Consider the following 23169-nt stretch of genomic DNA (forward strand, 5'->3'; position numbering starts at 1 on the left):
AGGCATGTTCAAAAAAGTTTTAATTGCTAATCGCGGTGAAATTGCTGTTCGTGTAATCCGTACATGCAAAGCCTTAGGGATTACAACGATTGCAGTTTACTCAGAAGCCGATAGTGATGCTCCACATGTAAAAATGGCAGATGAAGCCTATTTAATTGGAGGCTCTCGGGTTGCAGAAAGCTATTTAAATATCGATAAAATTCTAGAGGTCGCTAAGGGGACAGAAGCGGAGGCAATCCACCCGGGATATGGCCTGCTTTCTGAAAATGCCGAATTTGCCCGCCGTTGTGAGGAAGCTGGCTTTGTATTTATCGGGCCTTCTCCAGAGGTTATTTCTAAAATGGGAAGTAAGATTGAATCACGAAAGGTGATGGAGGAAGCAGGTGTACCTGTCGTTCCAGGGATTACCTATCCACTGGCAGATGCAGAGGAAGCGGTAGAAGTGGCGGATCGTATAGGTTACCCCGTTATGCTGAAGGCCTCCGCAGGGGGTGGCGGTATTGGGATGCAGGTGGTCCATAACGGGGATGAAATCCGAAAAGCTTTTTCGGGGAACCAAAAGCGGGCTACTGACTTCTTTGGCGATGGAGCGATGTATATCGAAAAATTCGTTGAAAATCCAAGACATATTGAGATTCAAATCTTAGCGGACGGTTTTGGTAATACAGTATACCTTTGGGAACGTGAATGTTCGATCCAGCGCCGTCACCAAAAAGTCGTAGAGGAAGCCCCATCATCGTTTATTACTGAAAAAACGCGTACCAAGATGGGTGAGGCTGCAGTAAAAGCGGCCAAATCAATTGGGTATAAAAATGCAGGAACCATTGAGTTCTTAGTGGATGAAGAGCAAAATTTCTACTTTCTTGAAATGAATACTCGTTTGCAAGTGGAACATCCGGTTACGGAAGAGATTACAGGTTTAGACTTAGTTGAACAACAATTGCAAATTGCTGCAGGTAAAGTCCTAAACTTTTCTCAAGAAGAGATAAAACGTGAGGGGCATGCAATTGAGGTTAGAATTTATGCGGAGGATCCCAAAACATTTTTCCCTTCACCTGGAAAAATAACAAATTTAGAGCTGCCGAACGGACCTGGAGTTCGACATGAATTAGCTATTCACGGTCAATCTGTAGTCACTCCTTTTTACGATCCAATGATTGCTAAGCTAGTTGTTAAAGGCAGCAATCGAGAAGAGGCAATAAATCGACTGCAAGCTGCATTAGCTGATTATCATATTGAAGGGATTAAAACAAATATCCCAATGCTGAAAGAGGTTATTGCTCATTCGGCGTTCCATTTAGGTGATACGACAACAGACTTTGTTAGCAAGTATATTAAAACCCCAAAAACAAAATCGCAAAAATAGGAGGAATAAACATGAGTGAAATTATTGCAAGTATGGCAGGAAGTGTATGGAAGGTATTAGTTAAAGCGGGAGATCAGGTAGAAGAGGGTCAAGATGTTGTGATTTTAGAATCGATGAAAATGGAAATTCCGATTGAAGCTGAATTCTCTGGAACGGTGAAAGAAGTAAAAGTGAATGAAGGCGATTTTGTAAATGAAGGCGACGTCATTGTAGAGGTGGAATAAAGCCCTTAAAAAAGGTGGTAAGGAGATGAGACAATGAAGTGGCCAGAAGGTGTAACGATTAAAGAAGTTGGCCCTCGTGATGGGCTGCAAAACGAAAAAACGTTTATTTCAACTGAGGATAAAATCACTTGGATTAATCAATTATCTGAAAGTGGACTAAAACATATTGAAATTACCTCTTTTGTTAATCCAAAATGGATTCCGGCACTTTCAGACGCAGTTTCTGTTGCAACTGGCATTAACAAAGTGCCTGGTGTCACCTATACAGCACTTGTTCCAAACCTTCAAGGTTTGGAACGGGCGTTACAAGCGAACATTGATGAAGTTGCATTGTTTATGTCAGCAAGTGAGACTCATAATCTAAAAAATATCAATAAAAGTATTGACCAGACTTTCCCTGTATTAAGAGATTTGGCCAGAGAAACAATTTCAGCAGGGAAATTCAGCAGAGGTTATGTTTCCACTGTTTTTGGCTGTCCATATGAGGGTCATGTTGATATAGAAGCGGTCATAAGAGTTTCCGAAGCATTATTTGAAATGGGGATTGCGGAGCTGTCTCTCGGGGATACAATAGGTGTCGCAAATCCAAAGCAAGTCCAAGAAGTTTTGGATGTCTTATTAAAAAGATTTCCAGCAGATAAGTTAGCCATGCATTTTCATGATACAAGGGGAACAGCATTGGCTAATATCTTAGTTTCGTTAGAAATGGGGATTACCACGTTTGATTCTTCCCTTGGCGGATTGGGGGGATGTCCGTATGCACCTGGAGCAGCAGGAAATGTAGCGACAGATGATTTACTCTATATGCTTCACGGGATGGGCATCCACACTGGGGTTGATCAGCAAAAGTTACTTCATGCATCCCAATTCATTCAGGAGAAGATTGGCAGAACATTACCTAGTAAAAGTTTCCAAGCCGCAAGTGCTCAACGGAGTGGAGAGCTTGGAAAAAGCGTGTGAGGAAGGTGAAATCATGAGTAACTCCATATTAGTCAATAAGATGGATAACGGAATCGTGCTGATTTCGTTAAATAGGCCAGAAGCTGCCAATGCTTTATCAATAGAGATGTTAGAGTGTCTTCGCGACGCACTTCTTACATGTAAATATGATCGAGCAGTCCGCTGTATCGTCATTACAGGTGCTGGGGAGAAAGCTTTTTGTGCAGGAGCTGATTTAAAAGAAAGAGCTGGAATGGATAGTGTACAGGTAAGGAAGACGGTTGCTTTAATCCGCGAAAATATCAACTCTTTAGAATCATTACCGCAACCTGTCATAGCAGCGGTGAACGGCGTTGCTTTTGGCGGAGGAACTGAACTAGCGCTCGCTTGTGATATCCGTATTGCCTCTGAAACTGCGAAACTTGGTCTTACGGAAACATCACTGGGTATTATACCTGGTGCCGGTGGAACACAGCGATTACCAAGATTAGTAGGAAAGGGACGTGCCAAAGAGCTCATTTTCACTGCTAGAAGAATTGATGCAAACGAAGCCCTTGAGATTGGATTAGTAGAATATACGGTCCCTTTTGCAAGCTTAATAGATAAAGCATTAGATATTGCAGAACAAATTGTACGGAATGGTCCAATTGCCGTTACACAAGCAAAGTTCGCAATCGATAAAGGCTATGATGTTGACCTAAATACCGGTCTAGCAATCGAGCAAAATGCTTATGAAGTGACGATTCCGACAAAAGATCGTTTAGAAGGATTACAGGCTTTTAAAGAGAAACGTACTCCAACTTATATTGGAGAATAAGAATATACATGAATCGAGGAGGAAAAATGACTGTGGATATGAAACCTCTCCAAGAAACTTTAAATGATAGAGTCGAACAAATTAAAAAGGGAGGACCTCCCAAATATCATGAGAAAAACCAAGAGCAGGGAAAACTGTTCGTCCGCGATCGTTTATCATTATTATTCGATTCTGAGCTTGAACTAGAGGATGGTCAATTTGCAAACTTCATGGCGGGGGATCTTCCTGCAGACGGAGTTGTGACTGGGATGGGCAAGATTAATGGCCAGACGGTCTGTGTGATGGCCAATGATTCAACAATCAAAGCCGGTTCTTGGGGTGCTCGTACGGTTGAGAAAATCATTCGAATCCAAGAAACAGCAGAAAAACTTCGAGTGCCATTATTATACTTGGTTGATTCGGCTGGAGCGCGGATAACGGACCAGGTGGAAATGTTCCCTGGGCGTCGCGGTGCAGGAAGAATCTTTTACAATCAAGTAAAACTTTCAGGTAAAATTCCTCAGATCTGTATTCTGTTTGGACCATCTGCTGCGGGTGGAGCCTATATACCAGCTTTTTGTGACATTGTCATTATGGTTGATAAAAATTCATCGATGTACCTGGGTTCACCAAGAATGGCTGAAATGGTTATTGGTGAAAATGTAACCCTGGAGGAAATGGGCGGCGCTCGCATGCATTGTTCGGTTTCAGGCTGCGGTGATGTTCTTGCGAAAAATGAGGAAGAAGCCATTTCAATGGCTAGAAACTATCTTTCTTATTTTCCTGCCAATTTTTCAGAGAAACCGCCAGTTCGTGAGGCAGTGGATCCTAAAGAATTGAAGAAACCATTAGAAGAGCTGATTCCGGTTAATCAAAATTCACCTTTTAATATGCATGATCTAATTGGTGGGATTATTGATGAAGGTTCCTTCTTTGAGATAAAGAAACTATTTGCGGGCGAGCTTATTACAGGACTTGCACGCATGGATGGAAAACCTGTCGGAATTATTGCCAATCAGCCGCGTGTGAAAGGCGGGGTATTATTCCACGATTCAGCAGATAAGGCTGCAAAATTTATTAACCTTTGTGATGCCTTCCATATACCACTTTTGTTTCTAGTTGATGTGCCTGGTTTTATGATCGGTACAAAGGTAGAAAGGGCAGGAATCATTCGCCATGGTGCGAAAATGATTTCAGCAATGGCTGAAGCAAGTGTGCCTAAAATCTCGGTTATCGTACGTAAAGCATATGGCGCAGGTCTTTATGCAATGGCTGGCCCTGCGTTTGAACCGGATGCTTGTCTTGCTTTGCCTTCAGCATCCATTGCGGTTATGGGACCAGAAGCAGCAGTTAATGCCGTTTATGCGAATAAAATTGCAGCACTGCCTGAAGAGGAGCGTGCCGCCTTCATCGAACAAAAACGTGAGGAATATAAAGAGGATATTGATATTTATAATTTGGCTTCCGAAATGGTGATTGACGGAATTATCCCGGCAAACTCATTACGTAAGGAACTTGTCAATCGTTTTGAGGCCTATTCTTCAAAATATCTCATCTTCTCAGAACGAAAACACGCAGTATATCCAGTCTAAATAGTAACAAAAACCGAGGGGACGTTTCTCATGGCCACAAATGGCCGGGAGAAACGTTCCCTTGGTTTTATTGTTTATACTGCTCCAGCCTGCTGAAATATTCGATAAGGAATTGATAGAAATTCTTTTCGGATGGTGCAATGTCTCGGTGTTTCGGAGTAATGACCCCAACTGTCCGCATGGCTTTTGGCATTTCTATGGGTACCTTGACTGTGAACCGGGGGACAGAGTCATAGAAAGTACTCTCTGGTAACAGGCTAACGCCGATTCCTGCGGAAACAAGTCCTTTTAAAGCATCCATATCCTCTCCTTCGGACGCAATGTTCGGCTCGAATCCTGCGGCATGACAAGCATCTACAGCAATCTTTCGAAGGACATAGCCATCTGGAAATAAGACGAATCGATCTGTTCGCAAGTCACTTAAATAGAGACTTTTTCGATCGGCCAAGGGGTGATGCTCAGGAAGCAAGACAACGATATTTTCCATAAATAAAATCTTAGTCTCAAGATCTGGTTCCTTCAACGGAACAGGGCCCAGAAAAGCTAAATCAATTTCACCATTTTTAACCGCATTGATTAAGTAGGCATAGGAACCATGCCGCAAATGGAAATTAACATTTGGTGCAACTTTCTTATAAGCCGAAATAAGATTTGGGAGCCAATAGATGGAGAGACTCGAAGGATACCCAATATGAAGCGTTCCTCCAAGTGGATTGAGATATTCTTCTACTTTTTCCTTTCCCTCTTCTAATGTTTTTAAAGCACCTTTTGCAAATTCTAAAAAAATATTTCCGACCTGTGTAATCTTAATATTCCTGCCGACTCTTTCTAATAACTTAACCCCCAGCTCCTCTTCCAGTTTGGTAATTTGATAGCTTACTGCTGATTGTGCCACGTTTAGATTTTCAGCTGCCTCTGTAACATGCTGCCGTTCTGCAACTTCGATTAAATAACGTAATTGACGAAGCTCCAATGCTATTCCACCTTTCATTGATATAAAAATTAGATTGGTTTGATATAAATTATATATTGTTTGTATCAATTAGAAAACCTAAAATAGTTCATATAAATATTTGACCAATTTAACCAATAGGGAGAGATTTGAAATGACGTATCATCAACTACCAAAAGCACAAGGTCTCTACCGTCCAGAATTTGAACATGATGCCTGCGGAATCGGCTTGTATGCTCACATAAAAGGGAATGCCACACATGATATTGTGGCAAAAGGACTAAATATGCTTTGTAAATTGGATCATCGCGGCGGACAAGGGAGTGACCCGCTTACAGGCGATGGCGCGGGACTTATGGTTCAAATACCAGATCAATTTTTCCGCCAAGAATGTTCAACCATAGATTTACCTGAAAAAGGAAAATACGGTGTGGGGATGCTGTTTTTCTCAAAGGATGATACTGAACGGGAGAAAATAGAAACATATATTAATAAAATGGTCGAAAAAGAGGGACAAAGGGTGCTTGGCTGGAGAACAGTCCCAGTCAATGCAGAACCGATAGGGGTAACGGCACAGGAAAGCTGTCCGGTCATTCGCCAGTTGTTTGTTGGTGACAACGAAAATAGTACGGATTCATTAGCGTTTGAACGAAAATTATACGTCATTCGTAAACAAGCAGAAAAATGGGCAAAGGAATCAGAATATCGTTTTTACTTTGCTAGTCTTTCGAGCAGGACTATTGTTTACAAAGGACTGTTAACGCCTGATCAGGTGGATCAGTTTTATTTAGATTTACAGGATGAGAATTTTGTCTCTGCGTTTGCATTGGTGCACTCACGCTTTAGTACAAATACCTTTCCGAGCTGGGAAAGAGCACATCCTAACCGATATTTAATTCATAATGGAGAGATTAATACACTTCAGGGAAATATTCAATGGATGAAGGCACGGGAAAGTGAATTTGTGTCAGAGGTGTTTGGAGCGGATTTGGAAAAAGTACTGCCAATCCTCGATACAGATGGAAGTGATTCCTCGATTCTAGACAATGCGCTTGAATTCTTGGTTCTTGCCGGCCGAAAGCCAGCACATGCAGCAATGATGCTTGTACCAGAGCCATGGTCTGATAATCCTCATATCACAGAGGAAAAGCGAGCTTTTTATGAATATCACAGTTCACTAATGGAGCCATGGGATGGACCGTCCGCGATTTCTTTCACGGATGGGAAACAAATCGGTGCGATTTTGGACCGGAACGGCCTGCGCCCGGCTCGTTATTATGTTACTGAGGATGATTATATTATTTTTTCCTCAGAGGTTGGCGTTATTGATGTAGAGCCAGAAAAGGTATTGTACAAAGAGCGCCTGCGCCCAGGAAAAATGCTATTGATTGATTTAGAAGAAGGAAGAATCATTTCAGATGATGAGATCAAATCACAGCTGGCGAGTCAACAGCCGTATCAGCAATGGCTAAATGATCAGCTTGTTCGATTGGTGGAAAGAGAAGAGGCAGAGGAAGAGATTCCTGCTGATTTACTTGTCCTTCAAAAAGCGTTTGGATATACGTATGAGGATATTCAAAAATACATCCTTCCAGCAGTGACTGAAGGCAAGGATCCGCTTGGTGCGATGGGAAATGATATGCCTCTTGCTGTATTATCTGACTGGCCGCAAAACTTGTTCAACTACTTTAAGCAATTATTTGCCCAAGTAACCAATCCACCGATTGACTCGATTCGTGAAGCCATTGTTACTTCCACCATTTCCTATTTAGGAGCAGAAGGAAATTTACTTCATCCATCAGCAGAAAATTGCCGTCGGATTCAGTTGGAGACACCAATCCTAACCAACAGCCAGCTTGAAGAACTAAAGACGAACGGATTATTTAAAAGCCATGTAATCGACATCCTGTTTACAGAGGATTTGGAAAATAGCCTTAACGAAATTTGCCGTCAAGCAGACAAAGCCATTGCAGGCGGAGCAAGCTTGATAATCCTTTCTGACCGAAATATGAATGCAAAAGAGGTAGCCATTCCATCTTTATTGGCAGCGAGTACCCTTCATCAACATATGATTCGTGAAGGATTAAGAACGAAGGCAAGCATTATTGTTGAAACAGGAGAAGTGAGAGAAGTTCATCATTTTGCGGTGCTGCTCGGATATGGTGTTGATGCTATTAATCCTTATCTAGTGTTCACTACCTATCAGCAAGCTGCCCGGGAAGGAACGATCCCATTCACTTATCAAGAAGCAGTGAAGAAGTATATCGATGCCATGACGGAGGGTGTTGTAAAGGTCATGTCCAAGATGGGGATTTCAACCGTGCAAAGCTACCGAGGTGCACAGATTTTTGAAGCAGTTGGAATCAGTTCAGATGTCATCGACAACTACTTTACTGGAACAGTTTCCCAGCTTGGCGGAATTGGTTTAGACACGATTGCTCAGGAAGCGAAGCTGCGTCATGGTGAAGCTTTTACTGAAACAACTGACAAGACTTTAGAATCAGGCAGTAACTTTCAATGGAGACATGACGGGGAACACCATGCCTTTAATCCAGGAACCATCCATACTCTACAATGGGCTTGTCGCAACGGTGATTATGAATTATTTAAGAAATACTCGGCACAAGCAAATGAGGAAAGACTTGGGTTTTTACGCAACTTATTCTCCTTTAATGGAAAACGTACAGCTATACCGATTGAAGAAGTAGAATCGGTTGATTCGATTGTCCGCCGCTTTAAAACGGGTGCGATGTCGTTTGGATCCATCAGTAAAGAAGCACATGAAACATTAGCGATTGCCATGAACCGATTAGGCGGAAAAAGCAACTCAGGTGAAGGCGGGGAAGATTCAAGCCGTTTTGTTGTCGATGAAAATGGTGACAACAGAGGAAGTGCGATTAAACAGGTTGCTTCCGGGCGTTTTGGGGTTAAGAGTCATTATCTCGTCAATGCCGAAGAGCTGCAAATTAAAATGGCACAAGGTGCAAAGCCAGGTGAAGGCGGGCAGTTGATGGGTACAAAGGTATATCCGTGGGTTGCCGATGTTCGAGGAGCAACGCCGGGAGTTAGCTTAATTTCACCGCCGCCGCACCATGATATTTACTCGATCGAGGATTTGGCGCAGCTTATTCATGATTTGAAAAATGCCAATCGTGAAGCCCGAATTAGCGTAAAACTTGTTTCAAAAGGCGGGGTCGGAACCATTGCTGCTGGTGTAGCAAAAGCAGTAGCCGATGTGATTGTGATCAGTGGTTACGATGGTGGAACGGGTGCATCGCCAAAAACGAGCATTCAGCATGCAGGATTACCATGGGAGCTTGGGTTAGCAGAGGCACACCAAACACTTATGCTGAATGGATTACGTGACCGGGTTGTGCTGGAAACAGACGGGAAATTAATGACAGGTAAGGACGTTGTGATGGCAGCCTTGCTCGGAGCCGAGGAATATGGCTTTGCAACTGCACCGCTAGTAGTGCTTGGCTGTGTCATGATGCGTGTTTGTCATTTGGATACATGTCCGGTGGGAATTGCCACCCAAAACCCTGAGCTTCGCAGAAAATTCTCAGGTGAAGCTGATTATATTGTTAATTTTATGCGTTTTATTGCACAGGAAGTGCGTGAGCTTATGGCTGAGCTTGGATTTAGAAGTGTTGAGGAAATGGTCGGCCGCGTAGATGTGTTAACGGTAAGTGAGCGGGCAAAAACACATTGGAAGGCACAGCATTTAGATTTAACGTCGTTACTTTATAAGCCTGAAGGACACCGTACCTTCAAAACTCCACAAAATCATAAAATTAACGAATCACTGGATATTAAACACATTCTTCCGGCCGTTCAACCAGCATTACAGCAGGGGACACCTGTAAATCTAAGTTTCCCGATTTCAAACATCAATCGTGTGGCAGGAACCATCGTTGGAAGTGAAATATCCAAACGCTATGGTGAAGAGGGCCTTCCGGAGGATACCATTACCTTACGATTTACGGGTTCTGCCGGACAAAGCTTTGGTGCCTTTGTACCAAAAGGAATGACGCTAGATCTTACCGGGGATGCGAACGATTATGTTGGTAAAGGCCTATCTGGCGGAAAAATTATCGTCAGAGCAGATGAGCAAACGAAGATAGCTTCTGGAGAAAACGTCATTGCTGGTAATGTGGCCTTTATCGGGGCAACAAGCGGTGAAGCTTATATTAACGGACGTGCAGGCGAACGTTTTGCGGTTCGGAATAGTGGCGTTAATGTGGTTGTTGAAGGAGTTGGCGACCATGGCTGTGAGTATATGACGGGCGGACGTGTTGTTATTTTAGGTGATGTTGGCAAAAACTTTGCAGCTGGTATGTCCGGAGGAATTGCCTACGTCTTAGCTGAAGACAAGGATACATTTAAACATTTATGTAATCAAGAACTGATTGAATTTGAATCGGTATCAACCGATGCCGATCAGGATGAGCTAAAACAGTTAATCCAAAACCATTTCCATTACACTCAAAGTGTAAAGGCTAGCTGTGTTCTCGAAAACTGGAAAAAGTGTGTGAGAAAATTTGTCAAAGTCATTCCGAAAGATTATAAACGGATGATTCATTTGATTGAAGAGCAAAAATTAGCAGGACTAACGGAAGAAGAAGCAGTCATGAGTGCCTTTTTAGCGAACTCCTCTGCAAAACCAAAAGCATCTAAACAGCAGGAAGCTGCAAATCGCTAAGAAAGGGGAGAGGAACAATGGGGAAACCAACAGGATTTATGGAATATTCCCGCGAAAAAGTGGGAGAAAGAAATCCGCTGACACGACAAAATGATTGGAGCGAATATACGGTTCCTTTTTCTGATGAAAAGTTACGTATACAGGGGGCGCGGTGCATGGATTGCTCCATCCCCTTCTGCCATACCGGAATGGAGATTCAAGGAGCAACATCAGGCTGTCCGATTCACAACCTAATCCCAGAGTGGAATGATTTAGTGTACCGCGGCCGTTGGAAAGAAGCACTCGACCGGCTGATGAAAACAAATAATTTCCCTGAGTTTACAGGCAGGGTTTGTCCGGCACCATGTGAAGGATCATGTACGTTAGCTATTTCCGACCCAGCGGTTACAATTAAGAATATTGAACAAGCGATCATCGATAAAGGCTTTGAAAACGGATGGATTACTCCAAGGATTCCAAAGTCACGAACTGGAAAAAAAGTGGCGGTTATCGGTTCCGGCCCTGCTGGATTGGCAGCAGCCGATCAGCTTAATCAAGCAGGCCATTCCGTAACGGTTTTTGAGCGTGCTGACCGTCCTGGTGGTTTGCTGATGTACGGTATTCCGAACATGAAGCTTGAGAAAGAAGTTGTAGAACGCCGGATTCGTTTATTGACACAGGAAGGCATTGACTTTGTTACCAATACAGAAGTGGGTAAAGATATCACTACCGCTGAACTTCAAGCAAAGTACGATGTGGTCATCCTTTGTACAGGAGCCCAAAGGCAGCGGGATTTAGTGATTGAAGGCCGTGAAGCAAAGGGAATTCACTTTGCGATGGATTATTTAACGCTAGCAACAAAAAGTTTATTAGATTCAAACTTTGAGGATGGTCAATTTATTAATGTAGAAGATAAAGAAGTCATCGTTATCGGTGGCGGAGACACAGGTGCTGACTGTGTGGCCACAGCGCTTCGCCAAAAAGCCAAGAGTGTCGTTCAGTTCGGCAAGCATCCGCAATTACCTAGTGCACGTACTTCAGATAATTTATGGCCAGCATATCCGAACGTTTTTACCATGGATTATGCTTATAAGGAAGCAGAAACCAAATTTGGGGAAGATCCTCGCCAATACTCGATTCAAACAAAGAAAATCGTTGCCGATGCGAAGGGGAATCTTAAAGAGCTTCACACCATCCAAATGGAGAAGCTAAAAGATGAAGAAGGTCGGTATTATTTTAAAGAAATCCCAGGAACTGAAAAAGTATGGCCAGCTCAGTTTGTGTTTATCGCAATCGGCTTTGAAGGTACTGAACAGCCATTGTTAGGACAATTCGGTGTGAAAGCAGTCAACCAAAAGGTTGCTGCCAAGTACGGTGAGTTCAAAACCAACGTTGAAGGAGTGTTCGCTGCTGGCGATGCCAGAAGAGGTCAGAGCCTCATCGTTTGGGCGATCAACGAAGGCAGGGAAGTTGCACGGGAAGTTCATAACTATTTGATGGGATAGCAAAACAAGACGGATTCTCCTGGCCAAAAAAGGTCAGGAGAATTTTGCGCAAAAAAGAAAAGAAATAGTTTCAGACACCATTGTGCCAGCATTTTGAATTTATCAGGGAACAGAAGCAGCTCAGGTTTGATAAATAATGATAAAGTTTGCAAATTCCTCGCAGTCTCTAACGAAAGTGAGGAATTTTGTACTAAAGCCCAAGGGGGAACTTGTTAAATATGAGAATATAAAAAAAATAATTTACTTTGTGACCAATCCAGCATAACATTAAGTTAATAGTCTGTTTACAACTCATATAAAGAATATAAGAATGGAAGGAGTTAAATTGAAAATGGAACTAGATCCTAAAAACCCGATCCCACTTCATATTCAATTGAAAATTGAACTTGAAAAACATATAAAGGAAGGACATTATCAAGAAAAGATTCCTAGTGAAAGAGAACTAATGGATGCATATAAAGTAAGCAGAAGTACGGTAAGAGAAGCGGTTTCTCATTTAGTCAATGATGGAATTCTTGAGAAAATTCATGGAAAAGGTACTTTTATTTCCGTTAAACCAATACAGGATTGGTTAGGAAGTTTAAGCAGCACAACAGAAATCATTAATAGAATGGGTATGAAGCCTGATGCCAGGTTAGTTACGCATGGGGTTGTCAATCCGCCAAGTGAAGTTCAAAAATTAACCGGCTTTGAAGAGGCTTATTATATTAAACGAGTTCGTTATGCAAATCAGATCCCTATCGCTATTGAAATTCAATATTACCCTGTTGAAATTGGCAAGCGGCTTGCTCAGCATGATATTCAAAAAGGGACCTTATTTGATTTGCTGGAACAAAATCTCAATATAAAACTTTCGGAGGCTGAACAGATTATAACCAGCAGTCAACTTTCAAAGGAGGATGCTGATTTATTAGGTGTTGAGGAGTCCCAGCACGTATTGCTGACTGAAAGACTATTAACCGATGAACAAGGAGATTTAGTTGAATACTACCTAGCATTTTTTCGTTCAGATATGTATTCTTTTCGCATCAAATTGAGTAGAAAGAATAGCTAGAGTAATACTTATGAATTATATAAATAAAAACTATTATGATTTTTAATAAAATTATTTTATTGAATATATTGAAAATTACAAATATGTGTGTTTTAATCGGATTAAGAGATTTTTATCCTCTAACTGGTACGGACGTCACGACATTGTGATTAGTGAAAATCTAATCCTAAGGATGAAAACCTTTATAATTAAAAGATTGGATGTGAACGTATGAAAATTGGTGTACCAAAGGAAATAAAAAATAATGAAAATCGTGTTTCCATGGTTCCTGCCAGCGTGGCTGCTTATGTTTCATCTGGCCACAGTGTTTTTATTGAAAAAGACGCAGGTATTGGAAGCGGGATTACAAATGAAGAATATGAAAAGGCGGGAGCAACGATTGTCCCAACTGCCCAAGAGGCATGGGCTGCAGATATGGTGGTCAAAGTAAAGGAACCTCAAACAGATGAATTTAAGTATTTCCGTAAAGGACTAATCTTATTTACGTATCTCCACCTAGCAGCTGAACCTGAGTTAACAAAGGCTTTACTAGAAAAAGAGGTGGTTTCAATTGCTTATGAAACCATTCAGCTAGAAAATGGCTCACTTCCTCTCCTAACTCCAATGAGCGAAGTTGCAGGTAGAATGTCTGTTCAATTAGGAGCCCAAATCCTAGAAAGAATTAATGGCGGTAAAGGTCTTTTACTAGGAGGAGTTCCTGGCGTCAAACCAGCTAAAGTGGTCATTATTGGCGGCGGGGTTGTAGGAACGAATGCAGCAAAAATGGCGATAGGTCTTGGGGCAGAAGTTTCAATTTTGGATGTCAATCCTGAGCGTCTTCGCCAATTAGATGATTTATTCTCTGGCAGAGTAAAAACGATTATGTCCAACAGCTATAATATTGCTCAAGAAGTAAAATCTGCCGACCTATTAATAGGTGCTGTTCTTATCCCAGGTGCAAAGGCACCACAGCTTGTGACCGAAGAAATGGTAAAACAAATGGAAGACCGATCCGTTATTATCGATGTTGCAATCGACCAAGGGGGATCGATTGAAACCATTGATCATACAACCTCTCATGATGCGCCTACATTTATGAAACACGGTGTCTTGCATTACGCTGTTCCTAATATCCCAGGTGCAGTATCAAGAACCTCCACCTATGCGCTCTCAAATGTCACCTTACAATATGGACTGCAAATTGCGAATAAAGGAATAGAACATACTGCTTTATTCAATACAGCACTAGCAAAGGGCTTTAACACTATTGAAGGAAAAGTTACTCATCCTGCTGTCGCTTCTACGTATAACTTACCTTTCACACCAATAAAAGATGTATTTCACAAGAACTTACAGACAACTAAATAATAAAGGAGGCATTTGTCGATGAACAAAACAGACATTCTGGATCATGAAAAGTTGGTAAACCAGGATAATGAGCATTTATGGCATGCGATGAGCCGCCATGTTGAAGGCGGGAAGCCAATGATTGCGGAATCAGGTGAAGGAGCCTGGTTTACAGACCTTAATGGAAATCGTTATATGGACGGGGTCTCAGGACTCTGGTGTTTAAACTTAGGACATGGCCGTAAAGAAATTGTCGATGCGGCAGCCGAACAAATGATGAAGCTTTCCTATTTTCCACTTACACTCAGTCATACACCAGCAATTGAACTCTCTGCAAAAATTAGCGAACTTCTAGGGGATTCCTACAAAACATTCTTTTCAAATAGCGGTTCGGAAGCAAATGAAACCGCATTCAAAATTGCCCGCCAATATCATAATCAAAACGGAAATCCGGGTAAGTATAAGTTTATTTCCAGATATCGTGCCTATCATGGCTCTACGTTAGGAGCCTTAAGTGCGACTGCACAAGCAAATCGCCGGGTGAAGTACGATCCGGGGGTACCAGGTTTCCTTCATGTACCGCCGCCCTATAGCTATCGAAGTCCATTTGGGGATGAAGTGAAGGATGTGGATAAAGTAGCTGCTGATATGATCGACCAAATGATTACTTGGGAAGGTGCGGAAACAGTAGCAGGCGTTATCATGGAACCATTTATTTCTGGGGGTGGAGTGATTATCCCTTCTCCTAAATACCTGCAGCGGGTAGCAGAAATATGTAAAAAACATGATGTTCTACTCATAATGGATGAGGTGGTATCCGGATTTGGCCGAACGGGGAAAATGTTTGGTTTTATGCATTCAGATGGAGTTCAACCCGACATTGTTACGATGGCAAAAGGTTTAACAAGTGGCTATTTACCACTTGGTGCTACAGCAGTTAAATCTCATATCTTCGAGAAATTTAAGGACAAAGGTGCTGATAATCACTTGCGCCACGTCTCTACCTACGGCGGACACCCAGCCAGCTGTGCCGTTGGGTTGAAAAATATTGAAATCATCGAACGCGAAAATATTGTTGAGAGAGTCGCAGATTTAGGTGATAAGATTTTAGGCAGATTAAAAGATTTGAATGACCATCCACATGTTGGTGAGGTACGTCATTCCGGATTTTTATATGGCATTGAAGTGGTAACAGATAAACAGTCAAAAGAGCCTGCTTCCGATGAATTAATGACAAAAATTATTGGGAAGTGTAAAGAAAAAGGCTTAATTATTGGCCGTAACGGGGATACAGTACCAGGATTTAATAACGTCATCATTGTTGCACCACCGCTTTCATCAACTGAAGATGACCTGTATTTCTTAGTCGAAACAGTAAAATATGCTTTCAATCAAATTTAATTAGAAAAGGTTGTGTTCATAATGGCAAAAGTAGAAAAGGAATTACAAGCAATGAAAACAAAAAAAATAAAGATGACTCCAAGTGAGGCAATTGTTGAAACGTTATTAGCGGAAGGTATTGACCAAATGTATGGGATTTTAGGCTCAGCTTTTATGGATATGCTGGACCTTCTCCCTGCTGCAGGCATTAAATTTATTCCAGTCCGCCATGAACAAAGTGCTGCCCATATGGCCGATGCTTTTACAAGAATAACAGGAAAAGCAGGGGTTGTTATTGGTCAAAATGGACCAGGGATCACCAATATGGTCACATCTGTTGCAGCAGCCACCCATGCCCATACACCAATGGTTATTATTTCACCATCCGCAGGAACAAGAACAGTTGGCTGGGATGGATTCCAGGAATGTGATCAAGTTTCTGTCTTTGATAAAATTACAAAAGCAGTTGTCCGCGTACCTCATCCGAGCCGTGTTGCTGACTGTTTACGGACTGCATTCCGCCTCGCTTATGCGGAAAGAGGTCCAGTTCTTTATGATATCCCAAGGGATTATTTTTATGGAGAAGTAGAGGACTATATTTTACAGCCTTATCAATATCGGGTAGAAAAGAAAGGCTTTGGTGATTCAAGAGCGATTGATGAAGCAGTTAAAATTCTCCAAAATGCAAAAAATCCGGTGATTATCTCTGGAAGAGGGGCTGTAGATGCCGATGCTGTCCCAGTTGTTCAAGAATTAGCGGAGTATTTATCAGCTCCTGTTGCTGTTTCTTATATGCATAACGATGCTTTTCCATGTAATCATGAGCTTGCCGTAGGACCAATTGGTTATATGGGATCAAAGGCTGCTATGAATACATTGAAGGATGCTGATGTCGTTTTAGCGATTGGAACAAGATTATCCGTATTTGGAACGCTTCCTTGCTATGATATTGACTATTTCCCTAAGGAAGCAAAAATCATTCAAATTGACATCAATCATCGTAATATTGCAAGAACTCACCCTGTAGAAGTGGGAATCCTAGGGGATGCCTTCGATGCGAGCAATGAAATTTTGACTCGCTTAAAGGTAAAAGTGCCGAATCTTCCACGAAATGAACAACGGGTTCAAAAAGTCGCAGCTGAGAAGAAAAACTGGGAACAAGAGCTTGTTGATTTAGCGATGGTGGAAGGTAAACCGATGAATCCACGACGCGCCCTTCTGGAAATTTCACGCGTACTGCCTGAAGATGCGATTGTTTCATCCGATATTGGGAACACGTCTTCTACTGCCAATTCCTATTTGAAATTTACTCAGCCTCGCAAGCATTTAGCCGCTTTAACATTTGGTAACTGTGGATTTGCTTACCCAGCAGCTATTGGCGCAAGGCTTGCTGCCCCTGATTGCCCAGCAGTTGCGATTGTCGGTGATGGTGCTTGGGGAATGAGCTTGCATGAAGTGAGTACAGCCGTTGAACAAAAGCTTCCAATCATTGCGTGTGTCTTTAATAATGGAGCATGGTGTGCAGAGAAAAAGAACCAAGTAGATTTTTATAATAATAGATTTGTAGGCGCTGATATTGAAGGGCCGAATTTTGCAGAAGTAGCAAAGAGCATGGGAGCCAACGGGGTGCGCGTTGATAATCCTGAAGCACTGCGAGAGGCTTTGCAAACAGCATTAAAATCCGATAAACCTACAGTCATTGATATCCAGGTAGATGGAACGCAGCTGGCACCGCCGTTTAGAAAGGATGCCTTACAATTACCAACAAGATTATTACCAAAATATGCACACTTAGATCATCGTAATTGGTAAGAACAGACAAGAGGAGTTTAGTAGATCAATACTAGACTCCTGCTTTTTGTAAATAGGAGGAGTAGGGGATGAAAGTAGAACATTTATATAAAATTTTGTATCGATAAAAGGGGGCATGTATTTGGAACAGGAAAGAGTTCAACTCGAAAAAAGCTTTAAACCACAGTGGATTTGGGCAATTGCTTTAGGTTCAGCAATCGGGTGGGGATGTTTTATCCTGCCAACAGAATGGATGGGTAAAGCTGGGCCACTAGGAGCAATTATTGGTCTCTTAATTGGTGGACTTTTAATGATGTTAATAGCAGTCAGCTATGGGATTTTAATAGAAAAGCTTCCGGTTTCAGGAGGAGAATTCGCCTATGCTTATGTTGGTTTCGGCAGGATACATGCTTATATATGCGGATGGTTCTTAACGCTTGGTTATATTTGTATCGTTGCTTTAAACGCATCAGCACTTGCCCTGCTAGGGAAATTCATCTTGCCCTCGATTACAAATGTAGTATTTTTATATGAAATTAACGGCTGGCAGGTTTACCTAGGAGAAGTAATCATCGCTAGTCTTGCATTAATTCTCTTCGCCTATTTTAATATCAAGGGCGCATCCCTTTCAGGCCAAATTCAATATGTTTTTTGTATCATTCTAGTGTTAGGGGTCGTGTTATTGACAGCTGGTATGATTTTACATCCTGATACAAGCCTATCAAACTTAACGCCTTTAATGAAGCCAGGAATTCCGGCTCTATCGGGTATCATCGCAATTATAGCCATTGCACCTTGGGCCTATGTTGGATTTGATAATATTCCACAAGCAGCAGAAGAATTTAATTTTCCACCAAAAAAGGCCTTTTCTTTAATCATTTACTCACTTATTTTCGCAGCATTTCTATATGCATTTATGATCATAGCCACCGGTGTAGCAGTTCCCTGGCAGCAATTAGTGGAAGGGGAACCAATCTGGGGAACGGGAGATGTCGTTTCAAGCACACTTGGCGGATTGGGAATGGTATTATTAGCCGTCGCGATGTGCATGGGTGTATTTACTGGACTTAATGGTTTCTATGTTTCCTCGAGCCGCTTGTTATTTGCCATGGCGAGGGCAAAAATATTACCTGATTCTTTTGCAAAGCTTCATCCAAAATATAAGACTCCACATTTAGGTATTATTTTTACAGCTGTTTTTTGCTTAATTGCACCATGGTTTGGCCGCCCGGTCCTATTATGGATTGTCGATATGTCCGCAACGGGTGTAACGATTGCCTATTTTTATACCTGTTTTACTGCCTATAAAGTCTTTAAGTGGAGCGAAAAAGATAAAGGACTTCTTACAGGTGAAGAGGGAGAGGGACTTGTATCACCGGTAAAGAAATTCATCTGTCTTATCGGAATCATATCCAGTCTCTCTTTCTTAGGCCTATTATTAATCCCATTTTCTCCATCAGCATTAGGGACACCTTCACTAATAGCATTACTTGTTTGGACTCTTTTAGGTATTGCCTTTTATTTGTACAAAAGGAAGGAATACCAAATTATTCCAAAAGACAAGCTCGATTATTACATTATTGGGAAAACGCTTACAAATGAGGATGATATTTCTCGTCAACCTGGTCAATCAACATTGGATATTAAATCTTAAATTTGGATCCATCTGTTCCTGTTATAAAAAATAACGGCTAAGCAAAAAAAGGAGATATTATATGAATCTCCTTTTCCTTTTGGATCTATAACCATGTGATTGCTTTATTAAACTATTTAATAAATCCCTTTATAAAATCAAAGAAATACAGGGGAGAAACCATGATACCCTAAATATATAAAGGATGGAGGGATTAGAATGGGTGCTGAAAAAGTCCAAGAATTGCAGCATATAGAAGTCCAGCCAAAAAGAAGGTTAGATTATAAGGGATATGGAATAGGTATATTACTCACATTTAGTTTAGCTTTCTTAGCTGGATTAATAGCAAAATTACCTTTGTTCTCGATTATGGGAATCATGATTATTTCAATTCTTCTGGGAGCACTTTGGAACAATACAATACCGTTACCAGGCTCAATAAATGTATCCTTAGGAATCCAATTCAGTAGTAAAAAATTATTGCGTGCAGGTATTATTCTTTTAGGGTTCCGGTTAAATTTGTTTCAAATCGTTGATTCCGGGGTATCGATCATCATCATTGATATCCTGGTGATTGCCTTTACCATGATGTTCATATTAACCCTTGGAAGATTTTTCAAAACCAATAAAGAGTTAACGATTTTAGTAGCAGCGGGAACAGCCATTTGTGGAGCAGCAGCTATTGTAGCCGTAGCACCTTTAATAAAAAGTAAACAAGAACAAACAGCGGTTGCTGTCTCCTGTATTGCCATCCTAGGAACAATAGGCGCTTTGTTATTTATCTTTCTATTTCCATTCTTACCACTGACCGATACGGAATATGGTTTGTTAGTAGGGGCTACATTGCATGAATTGGCCCATGTAGTGGCTGCCTCAGTCCCTGGCGGTGAGCTTGGAAGTGAAACGGCCATCCTTGTTAAGCTTGGGAGAGTATTACTTTTGATTCCAGTTGCATTATTAATCAGCTTTTTTATCAATAGAAAAAATGTAAAACAGGAGAGGAATTTAAGAAAACTTCCGATTCCTTGGTTCATCTTCGGATTTTTGCTTATGAGTTGTATTAACACCTTACAGTTGATTCCCGATTACATTATCAACTTACTTCTGCTACTCAGCATCTATTTCCTTGCGATGGGCATGGCAGGACTAGGTTTAAGTATTAAATGGTCAGATTTTAGAAAAGTGGGTATTAAACCGGTTGTTGTGGCAATTCTAGGGTTTGTTGGAATTATTTGTCTTTCCCCTATATTATTGTTTATATATCGATTATTTTAGTTTGCAAAATCTGTTAATTATGAGGGGAATTGAATGAATTTAGATTATTTAAAAGTATTTTATGTGGCTGCTAACAACAAAAGTTTCTCACAAACAGCAAAAGATTTGCATATTTCGCAATCAGCTGTAAGCATACAAATTAAGCAGCTTGAGGAACAGTGGGAATGTCAATTAATCGAACGGACAACGAAAAAAATGTCGTTAACTCCAGCAGGAGAAATATTATATAAACAGGTTAAAAAATTATTTTCAATTATTAATGAAACAACCAATGAACTGAAAGAACTAAAAGGAATGGTTCATGGAGACTTAAAGGCAGGGGCAAGTCTAACGATAGGTGAACATGTACTTCCATTTGTTTTGGCGAAGTTTAATCAGCTATATCCTTTAGTGAAGATTCACTTTAAAATATACAATTCCGGACAAATTATTGAGAAACTTAAGAACCAAGAAATTAATGTTGGATTTATAGAATCAATGCTATCATATCCAGCTATCAAACAAGTGCCCTTTGCCGAGGATGAGCTGATTGTTATAGCGCCTCCAAACCATAGCTTCACAGAAAAAGATTGTGTTACGATTCATGAACTGATGGAACTACCCTTCATTATTCGGGAGAAAGGCTCTGGTACACGACAGGTTATGGAGGATATCTTAAGGAAAAATCAAGTCGACCCTGCTAATCTAAAAATTATATTAGAGCTTGAACATACTGAAGCGATTAAATCTGCCGTTGAAGCTGGTTTAGGAATATCCATTTTATCTAAATCAGCCGTTAAAAAAGAGCTAGAATTAAAAACACTCCAACGGCTTAAAATAGAAGAATTCCGTTTGCTTCGGAATTTTTATATGGTTTACGATGAAGAAGCATTGCCATTAACAGGTAAAAAACTGATTGAACTCATGAGCGGACTTTATGTACCATCTCATGAGAAAAGTGCCATGGACCATTATGGAATATCTAATGGTTTGAAAACTTCTTCTAACCTAATAGATTTTTAATATTAAAAAACCGCAAGCGGAGTATTTCACTCGTGCGGTTTTTTGATTTGCTATTTTAGTAAGAAAAATCCATTTACCGTCCCCTTGGTGTTATCACCTTTAGTAATAAAAGTATAACCTTTACTTTGTTGGGTATTTAAACAATGTTATTTTAGGTAGAATGAATTCAGAAAAGAGAGAAAGTTATGAAAGAAGGTCCCTTCATGATATGAAATTTATAAAGGAGGTTGAGTAACAGTAACAGGTGGTCATTACATAAATTGAATCCTTATAACATGCAAATTACCATCCAATTAATTCCCCGCTTTTGTTCAGAGATTTTAGTAAGCCCTTTCGAAATAAAAATCTTTTGTTAAAAAGGAGAATAAAACATGGTAAAAGTTCTACGTAAACCTATCCTTTCTGGATTAGCTTTAGCCTTATTATTACCTGTAGGATCGACAGTTGGTGCCGAAACAAATATCTCAAATAAACCAAGTATTAGCGGATTAACAGCACCACAATTGGACCAACGATATAAAGATTCTTTCACCATAGGTGCAGCTGTTGAGCCATATCAATTATTAGATGCAAAAGACTCAAAAATGTTAAAGCGTCATTTTAATAGTTTAGTAGCTGAGAATGTAATGAAGCCTAGTAGCATTCATCCATCTGAAAACGTATATAACTTTGAACAAGCTGATAAAATTATCGAATTTGCAAAAGAAAATGGAATGGAAGTACGAGGACATACTCTTGTTTGGCATAGTCAGGTACCAAATTGGTTCTTCACTGATAAAGATGGAAAATGGATGCCAAGTGAGATAGATCCAGTAAAACGCTCCGCAAACAAAGAGCTTTTATTACAGCGTTTACGAGATCATATTAAAACAGTGGTAACACGTTATAAAGATGATGTGAAATCTTGGGATGTGGTGAATGAGGTAATTGATGAATGGGGCGGTCAACCTGGTGGCCTTCGAAAATCAGCCTGGTACCAGATTGCTGGAACTGACTATATTAAAGTTGCTTTTGAAACAGCCAGAGAATATGCAGCACAAGACGCAAAGCTATATATCAATGATTACAACTCAGAAGTAACACCAAAAAGAACATATCTTTACAACCTAGTAAAAAGTTTAAAAGAGCAAGGCGTTCCAATTGATGGTGTTGGACATCAGGCTCACATTCAAATCGGATGGCCATCTGAAAAAGAAATTGAAGACACAATTAACATGTTTGCTGAACTTGGGTTAGACAACCAAATAACTGAGCTTGATGTCAGCATGTATGGCTGGCCAGTAAGGGCGTATCCTACCTATGATTCTATTCCAGGACAGAAATTCATAGATCAAGCAGACCGTTATGACCGTTTATTTAAATTATATGAAAAATTTGGCGATAAAATCAGTAATGTGACATTCTGGGGAATTGCCGATAACCATACATGGTTAAATGACCGTGCAGATGTTTACTATGATACAGAAGGTAACGTTGTAACAGACGCAAATGCACCATATGCTAGAGTAGAAAGTAGATCCGGAAAAGATGCACCATTTGTATTTGATCCAGAATACAATGTAAAACCAGCCTATTGGGCGATTATCGATCACAAATAGAAAAGTATGTAAATCAGCTCCGATGTGTGGGGCTGATTTTTTTAAAGTGCAGCTT

16 protein-coding genes are annotated in these 23169 nt (G+C 40.8%); 15 read left to right on the forward strand and 1 reads right to left on the reverse strand.

The genetic code is table 11. From position 1 onward, the window contains the following. Nucleotides 1–4: 4 nt before the first annotated feature. The 5 genes from accC to ACY3XC_RS10130 are packed head-to-tail and all read left to right on the forward strand — an operon-like array spanning nt 5 to nt 4917. The gene (gene accC, locus ACY3XC_RS10110) at nt 5–1366 is read left to right on the forward strand and encodes an acetyl-CoA carboxylase biotin carboxylase subunit (protein ID WP_464868402.1); all 1362 of its coding nucleotides are present in this window, start codon (nt 5–7) and stop codon (nt 1364–1366) included. Between the two features lie 11 nt (nt 1367–1377). Further along, complete coding sequence (locus ACY3XC_RS10115; protein WP_179157528.1) at nt 1378–1590, forward strand: acetyl-CoA carboxylase biotin carboxyl carrier protein subunit; 213 nt, start codon at nt 1378–1380, stop codon at nt 1588–1590. Nucleotides 1591–1623: 33 nt separating this feature from the next. Continuing rightward, on the forward strand, nt 1624–2550 hold the full coding sequence (locus ACY3XC_RS10120) for a hydroxymethylglutaryl-CoA lyase (RefSeq protein WP_464868403.1): 927 nt from the start codon (nt 1624–1626) through the stop codon (nt 2548–2550). A 13-nt stretch (nt 2551–2563) separates the two neighbouring features. Then, entirely contained in the window at nt 2564–3346 is a 783-nt protein-coding gene (locus tag ACY3XC_RS10125) for an enoyl-CoA hydratase (protein ID WP_464868405.1), read from the forward strand. Nucleotides 3347–3384: 38 nt separating this feature from the next. Continuing rightward, nucleotides 3385–4917 (forward strand): acyl-CoA carboxylase subunit beta, encoded by a 1533-nt coding sequence (locus ACY3XC_RS10130; RefSeq protein WP_464868451.1) that lies wholly within the window; start codon nt 3385–3387, stop codon nt 4915–4917. Between the two features lie 67 nt (nt 4918–4984). On the opposite strand, the gene ACY3XC_RS10135 is transcribed toward ACY3XC_RS10130, so the two are convergent. Further along, nucleotides 4985–5890: a LysR family transcriptional regulator gene (locus ACY3XC_RS10135; RefSeq protein WP_179157531.1), complete on the reverse strand. Its 906-nt coding sequence runs from the start codon at nt 5888–5890 to the stop codon at nt 4985–4987. 133 nt (nt 5891–6023) lie between these two features. Here ACY3XC_RS10135 and gltB point away from each other — a divergent pair, with 133 nt between their 5' ends. The 10 genes from gltB to ACY3XC_RS10185 all read left to right on the forward strand — a co-directional run bounded on the left by gltB (nt 6024) and on the right by ACY3XC_RS10185 (nt 23114). After that, nucleotides 6024–10571: a glutamate synthase large subunit gene (gene gltB, locus ACY3XC_RS10140; protein WP_464868406.1), complete on the forward strand. Its 4548-nt coding sequence runs from the start codon at nt 6024–6026 to the stop codon at nt 10569–10571. 17 nt (nt 10572–10588) lie between these two features. Next, a complete protein-coding gene (gene gltD, locus ACY3XC_RS10145) occupies nt 10589–12055 on the forward strand; it encodes a glutamate synthase small subunit (RefSeq protein WP_464868407.1) in 1467 nt (488 codons plus the stop codon). Nucleotides 12056–12386: 331 nt separating this feature from the next. Further along, nucleotides 12387–13109: a GntR family transcriptional regulator gene (locus tag ACY3XC_RS10150; protein ID WP_179157534.1), complete on the forward strand. Its 723-nt coding sequence runs from the start codon at nt 12387–12389 to the stop codon at nt 13107–13109. A 210-nt stretch (nt 13110–13319) separates the two neighbouring features. After that, nucleotides 13320–14456 (forward strand): alanine dehydrogenase, encoded by a 1137-nt coding sequence (gene ald / locus ACY3XC_RS10155; protein WP_464868408.1) that lies wholly within the window; start codon nt 13320–13322, stop codon nt 14454–14456. 18 nt (nt 14457–14474) lie between these two features. Beyond that, complete coding sequence (locus ACY3XC_RS10160; protein WP_464868409.1) at nt 14475–15836, forward strand: aminotransferase; 1362 nt, start codon at nt 14475–14477, stop codon at nt 15834–15836. A gap of 21 nt (nt 15837–15857) precedes the next feature. Beyond that, the gene (xsc, locus tag ACY3XC_RS10165; protein WP_464868410.1) at nt 15858–17627 is read left to right on the forward strand and encodes a sulfoacetaldehyde acetyltransferase; all 1770 of its coding nucleotides are present in this window, start codon (nt 15858–15860) and stop codon (nt 17625–17627) included. Between the two features lie 115 nt (nt 17628–17742). Next, nucleotides 17743–19260 (forward strand): APC family permease, encoded by a 1518-nt coding sequence (locus ACY3XC_RS10170; protein ID WP_464868411.1) that lies wholly within the window; start codon nt 17743–17745, stop codon nt 19258–19260. Between the two features lie 198 nt (nt 19261–19458). Continuing rightward, nucleotides 19459–20514 (forward strand): YeiH family protein, encoded by a 1056-nt coding sequence (locus ACY3XC_RS10175; RefSeq protein ID WP_464868412.1) that lies wholly within the window; start codon nt 19459–19461, stop codon nt 20512–20514. A 33-nt stretch (nt 20515–20547) separates the two neighbouring features. After that, nucleotides 20548–21516, forward strand: a complete 969-nt coding sequence (locus tag ACY3XC_RS10180; RefSeq protein ID WP_464868413.1) for a selenium metabolism-associated LysR family transcriptional regulator — start codon at nt 20548–20550, stop codon at nt 21514–21516. A 371-nt stretch (nt 21517–21887) separates the two neighbouring features. Further along, on the forward strand, nt 21888–23114 hold the full coding sequence (locus ACY3XC_RS10185; protein WP_464868414.1) for an endo-1,4-beta-xylanase: 1227 nt from the start codon (nt 21888–21890) through the stop codon (nt 23112–23114). Nucleotides 23115–23169: the final 55 nt, after the last annotated feature.

The sequence above is a fragment of the Bacillus sp. CZDM1 genome (assembly GCF_055502545.1).

What these genes read in the sequence shown, in the direction of transcription:
- accC (WP_464868402.1), top strand. Translation starts at nt 5, where the DNA reads ATGTTCAAAAAAGTTTTAATTGCTAATCGCGGTGAAATTGCTGTTCGT.
- ACY3XC_RS10115 (WP_179157528.1), top strand. Translation starts at nt 1,378, where the DNA reads ATGAGTGAAATTATTGCAAGTATGGCAGGAAGTGTATGGAAGGTATTA.
- ACY3XC_RS10120 (WP_464868403.1), top strand. Translation starts at nt 1,624, where the DNA reads ATGAAGTGGCCAGAAGGTGTAACGATTAAAGAAGTTGGCCCTCGTGAT.
- ACY3XC_RS10125 (WP_464868405.1), top strand. Translation starts at nt 2,564, where the DNA reads ATGAGTAACTCCATATTAGTCAATAAGATGGATAACGGAATCGTGCTG.
- ACY3XC_RS10130 (WP_464868451.1), top strand. Translation starts at nt 3,385, where the DNA reads ATGAAACCTCTCCAAGAAACTTTAAATGATAGAGTCGAACAAATTAAA.
- gltB (WP_464868406.1), top strand. Translation starts at nt 6,024, where the DNA reads ATGACGTATCATCAACTACCAAAAGCACAAGGTCTCTACCGTCCAGAA.
- gltD (WP_464868407.1), top strand. Translation starts at nt 10,589, where the DNA reads ATGGGGAAACCAACAGGATTTATGGAATATTCCCGCGAAAAAGTGGGA.
- ACY3XC_RS10150 (WP_179157534.1), top strand. Translation starts at nt 12,387, where the DNA reads ATGGAACTAGATCCTAAAAACCCGATCCCACTTCATATTCAATTGAAA.
- ald (WP_464868408.1), top strand. Translation starts at nt 13,320, where the DNA reads ATGAAAATTGGTGTACCAAAGGAAATAAAAAATAATGAAAATCGTGTT.
- ACY3XC_RS10160 (WP_464868409.1), top strand. Translation starts at nt 14,475, where the DNA reads ATGAACAAAACAGACATTCTGGATCATGAAAAGTTGGTAAACCAGGAT.
- xsc (WP_464868410.1), top strand. Translation starts at nt 15,858, where the DNA reads ATGGCAAAAGTAGAAAAGGAATTACAAGCAATGAAAACAAAAAAAATA.
- ACY3XC_RS10170 (WP_464868411.1), top strand. Translation starts at nt 17,743, where the DNA reads ATGTATTTGGAACAGGAAAGAGTTCAACTCGAAAAAAGCTTTAAACCA.
- ACY3XC_RS10175 (WP_464868412.1), top strand. Translation starts at nt 19,459, where the DNA reads ATGGGTGCTGAAAAAGTCCAAGAATTGCAGCATATAGAAGTCCAGCCA.
- ACY3XC_RS10180 (WP_464868413.1), top strand. Translation starts at nt 20,548, where the DNA reads ATGAATTTAGATTATTTAAAAGTATTTTATGTGGCTGCTAACAACAAA.
- ACY3XC_RS10185 (WP_464868414.1), top strand. Translation starts at nt 21,888, where the DNA reads ATGGTAAAAGTTCTACGTAAACCTATCCTTTCTGGATTAGCTTTAGCC.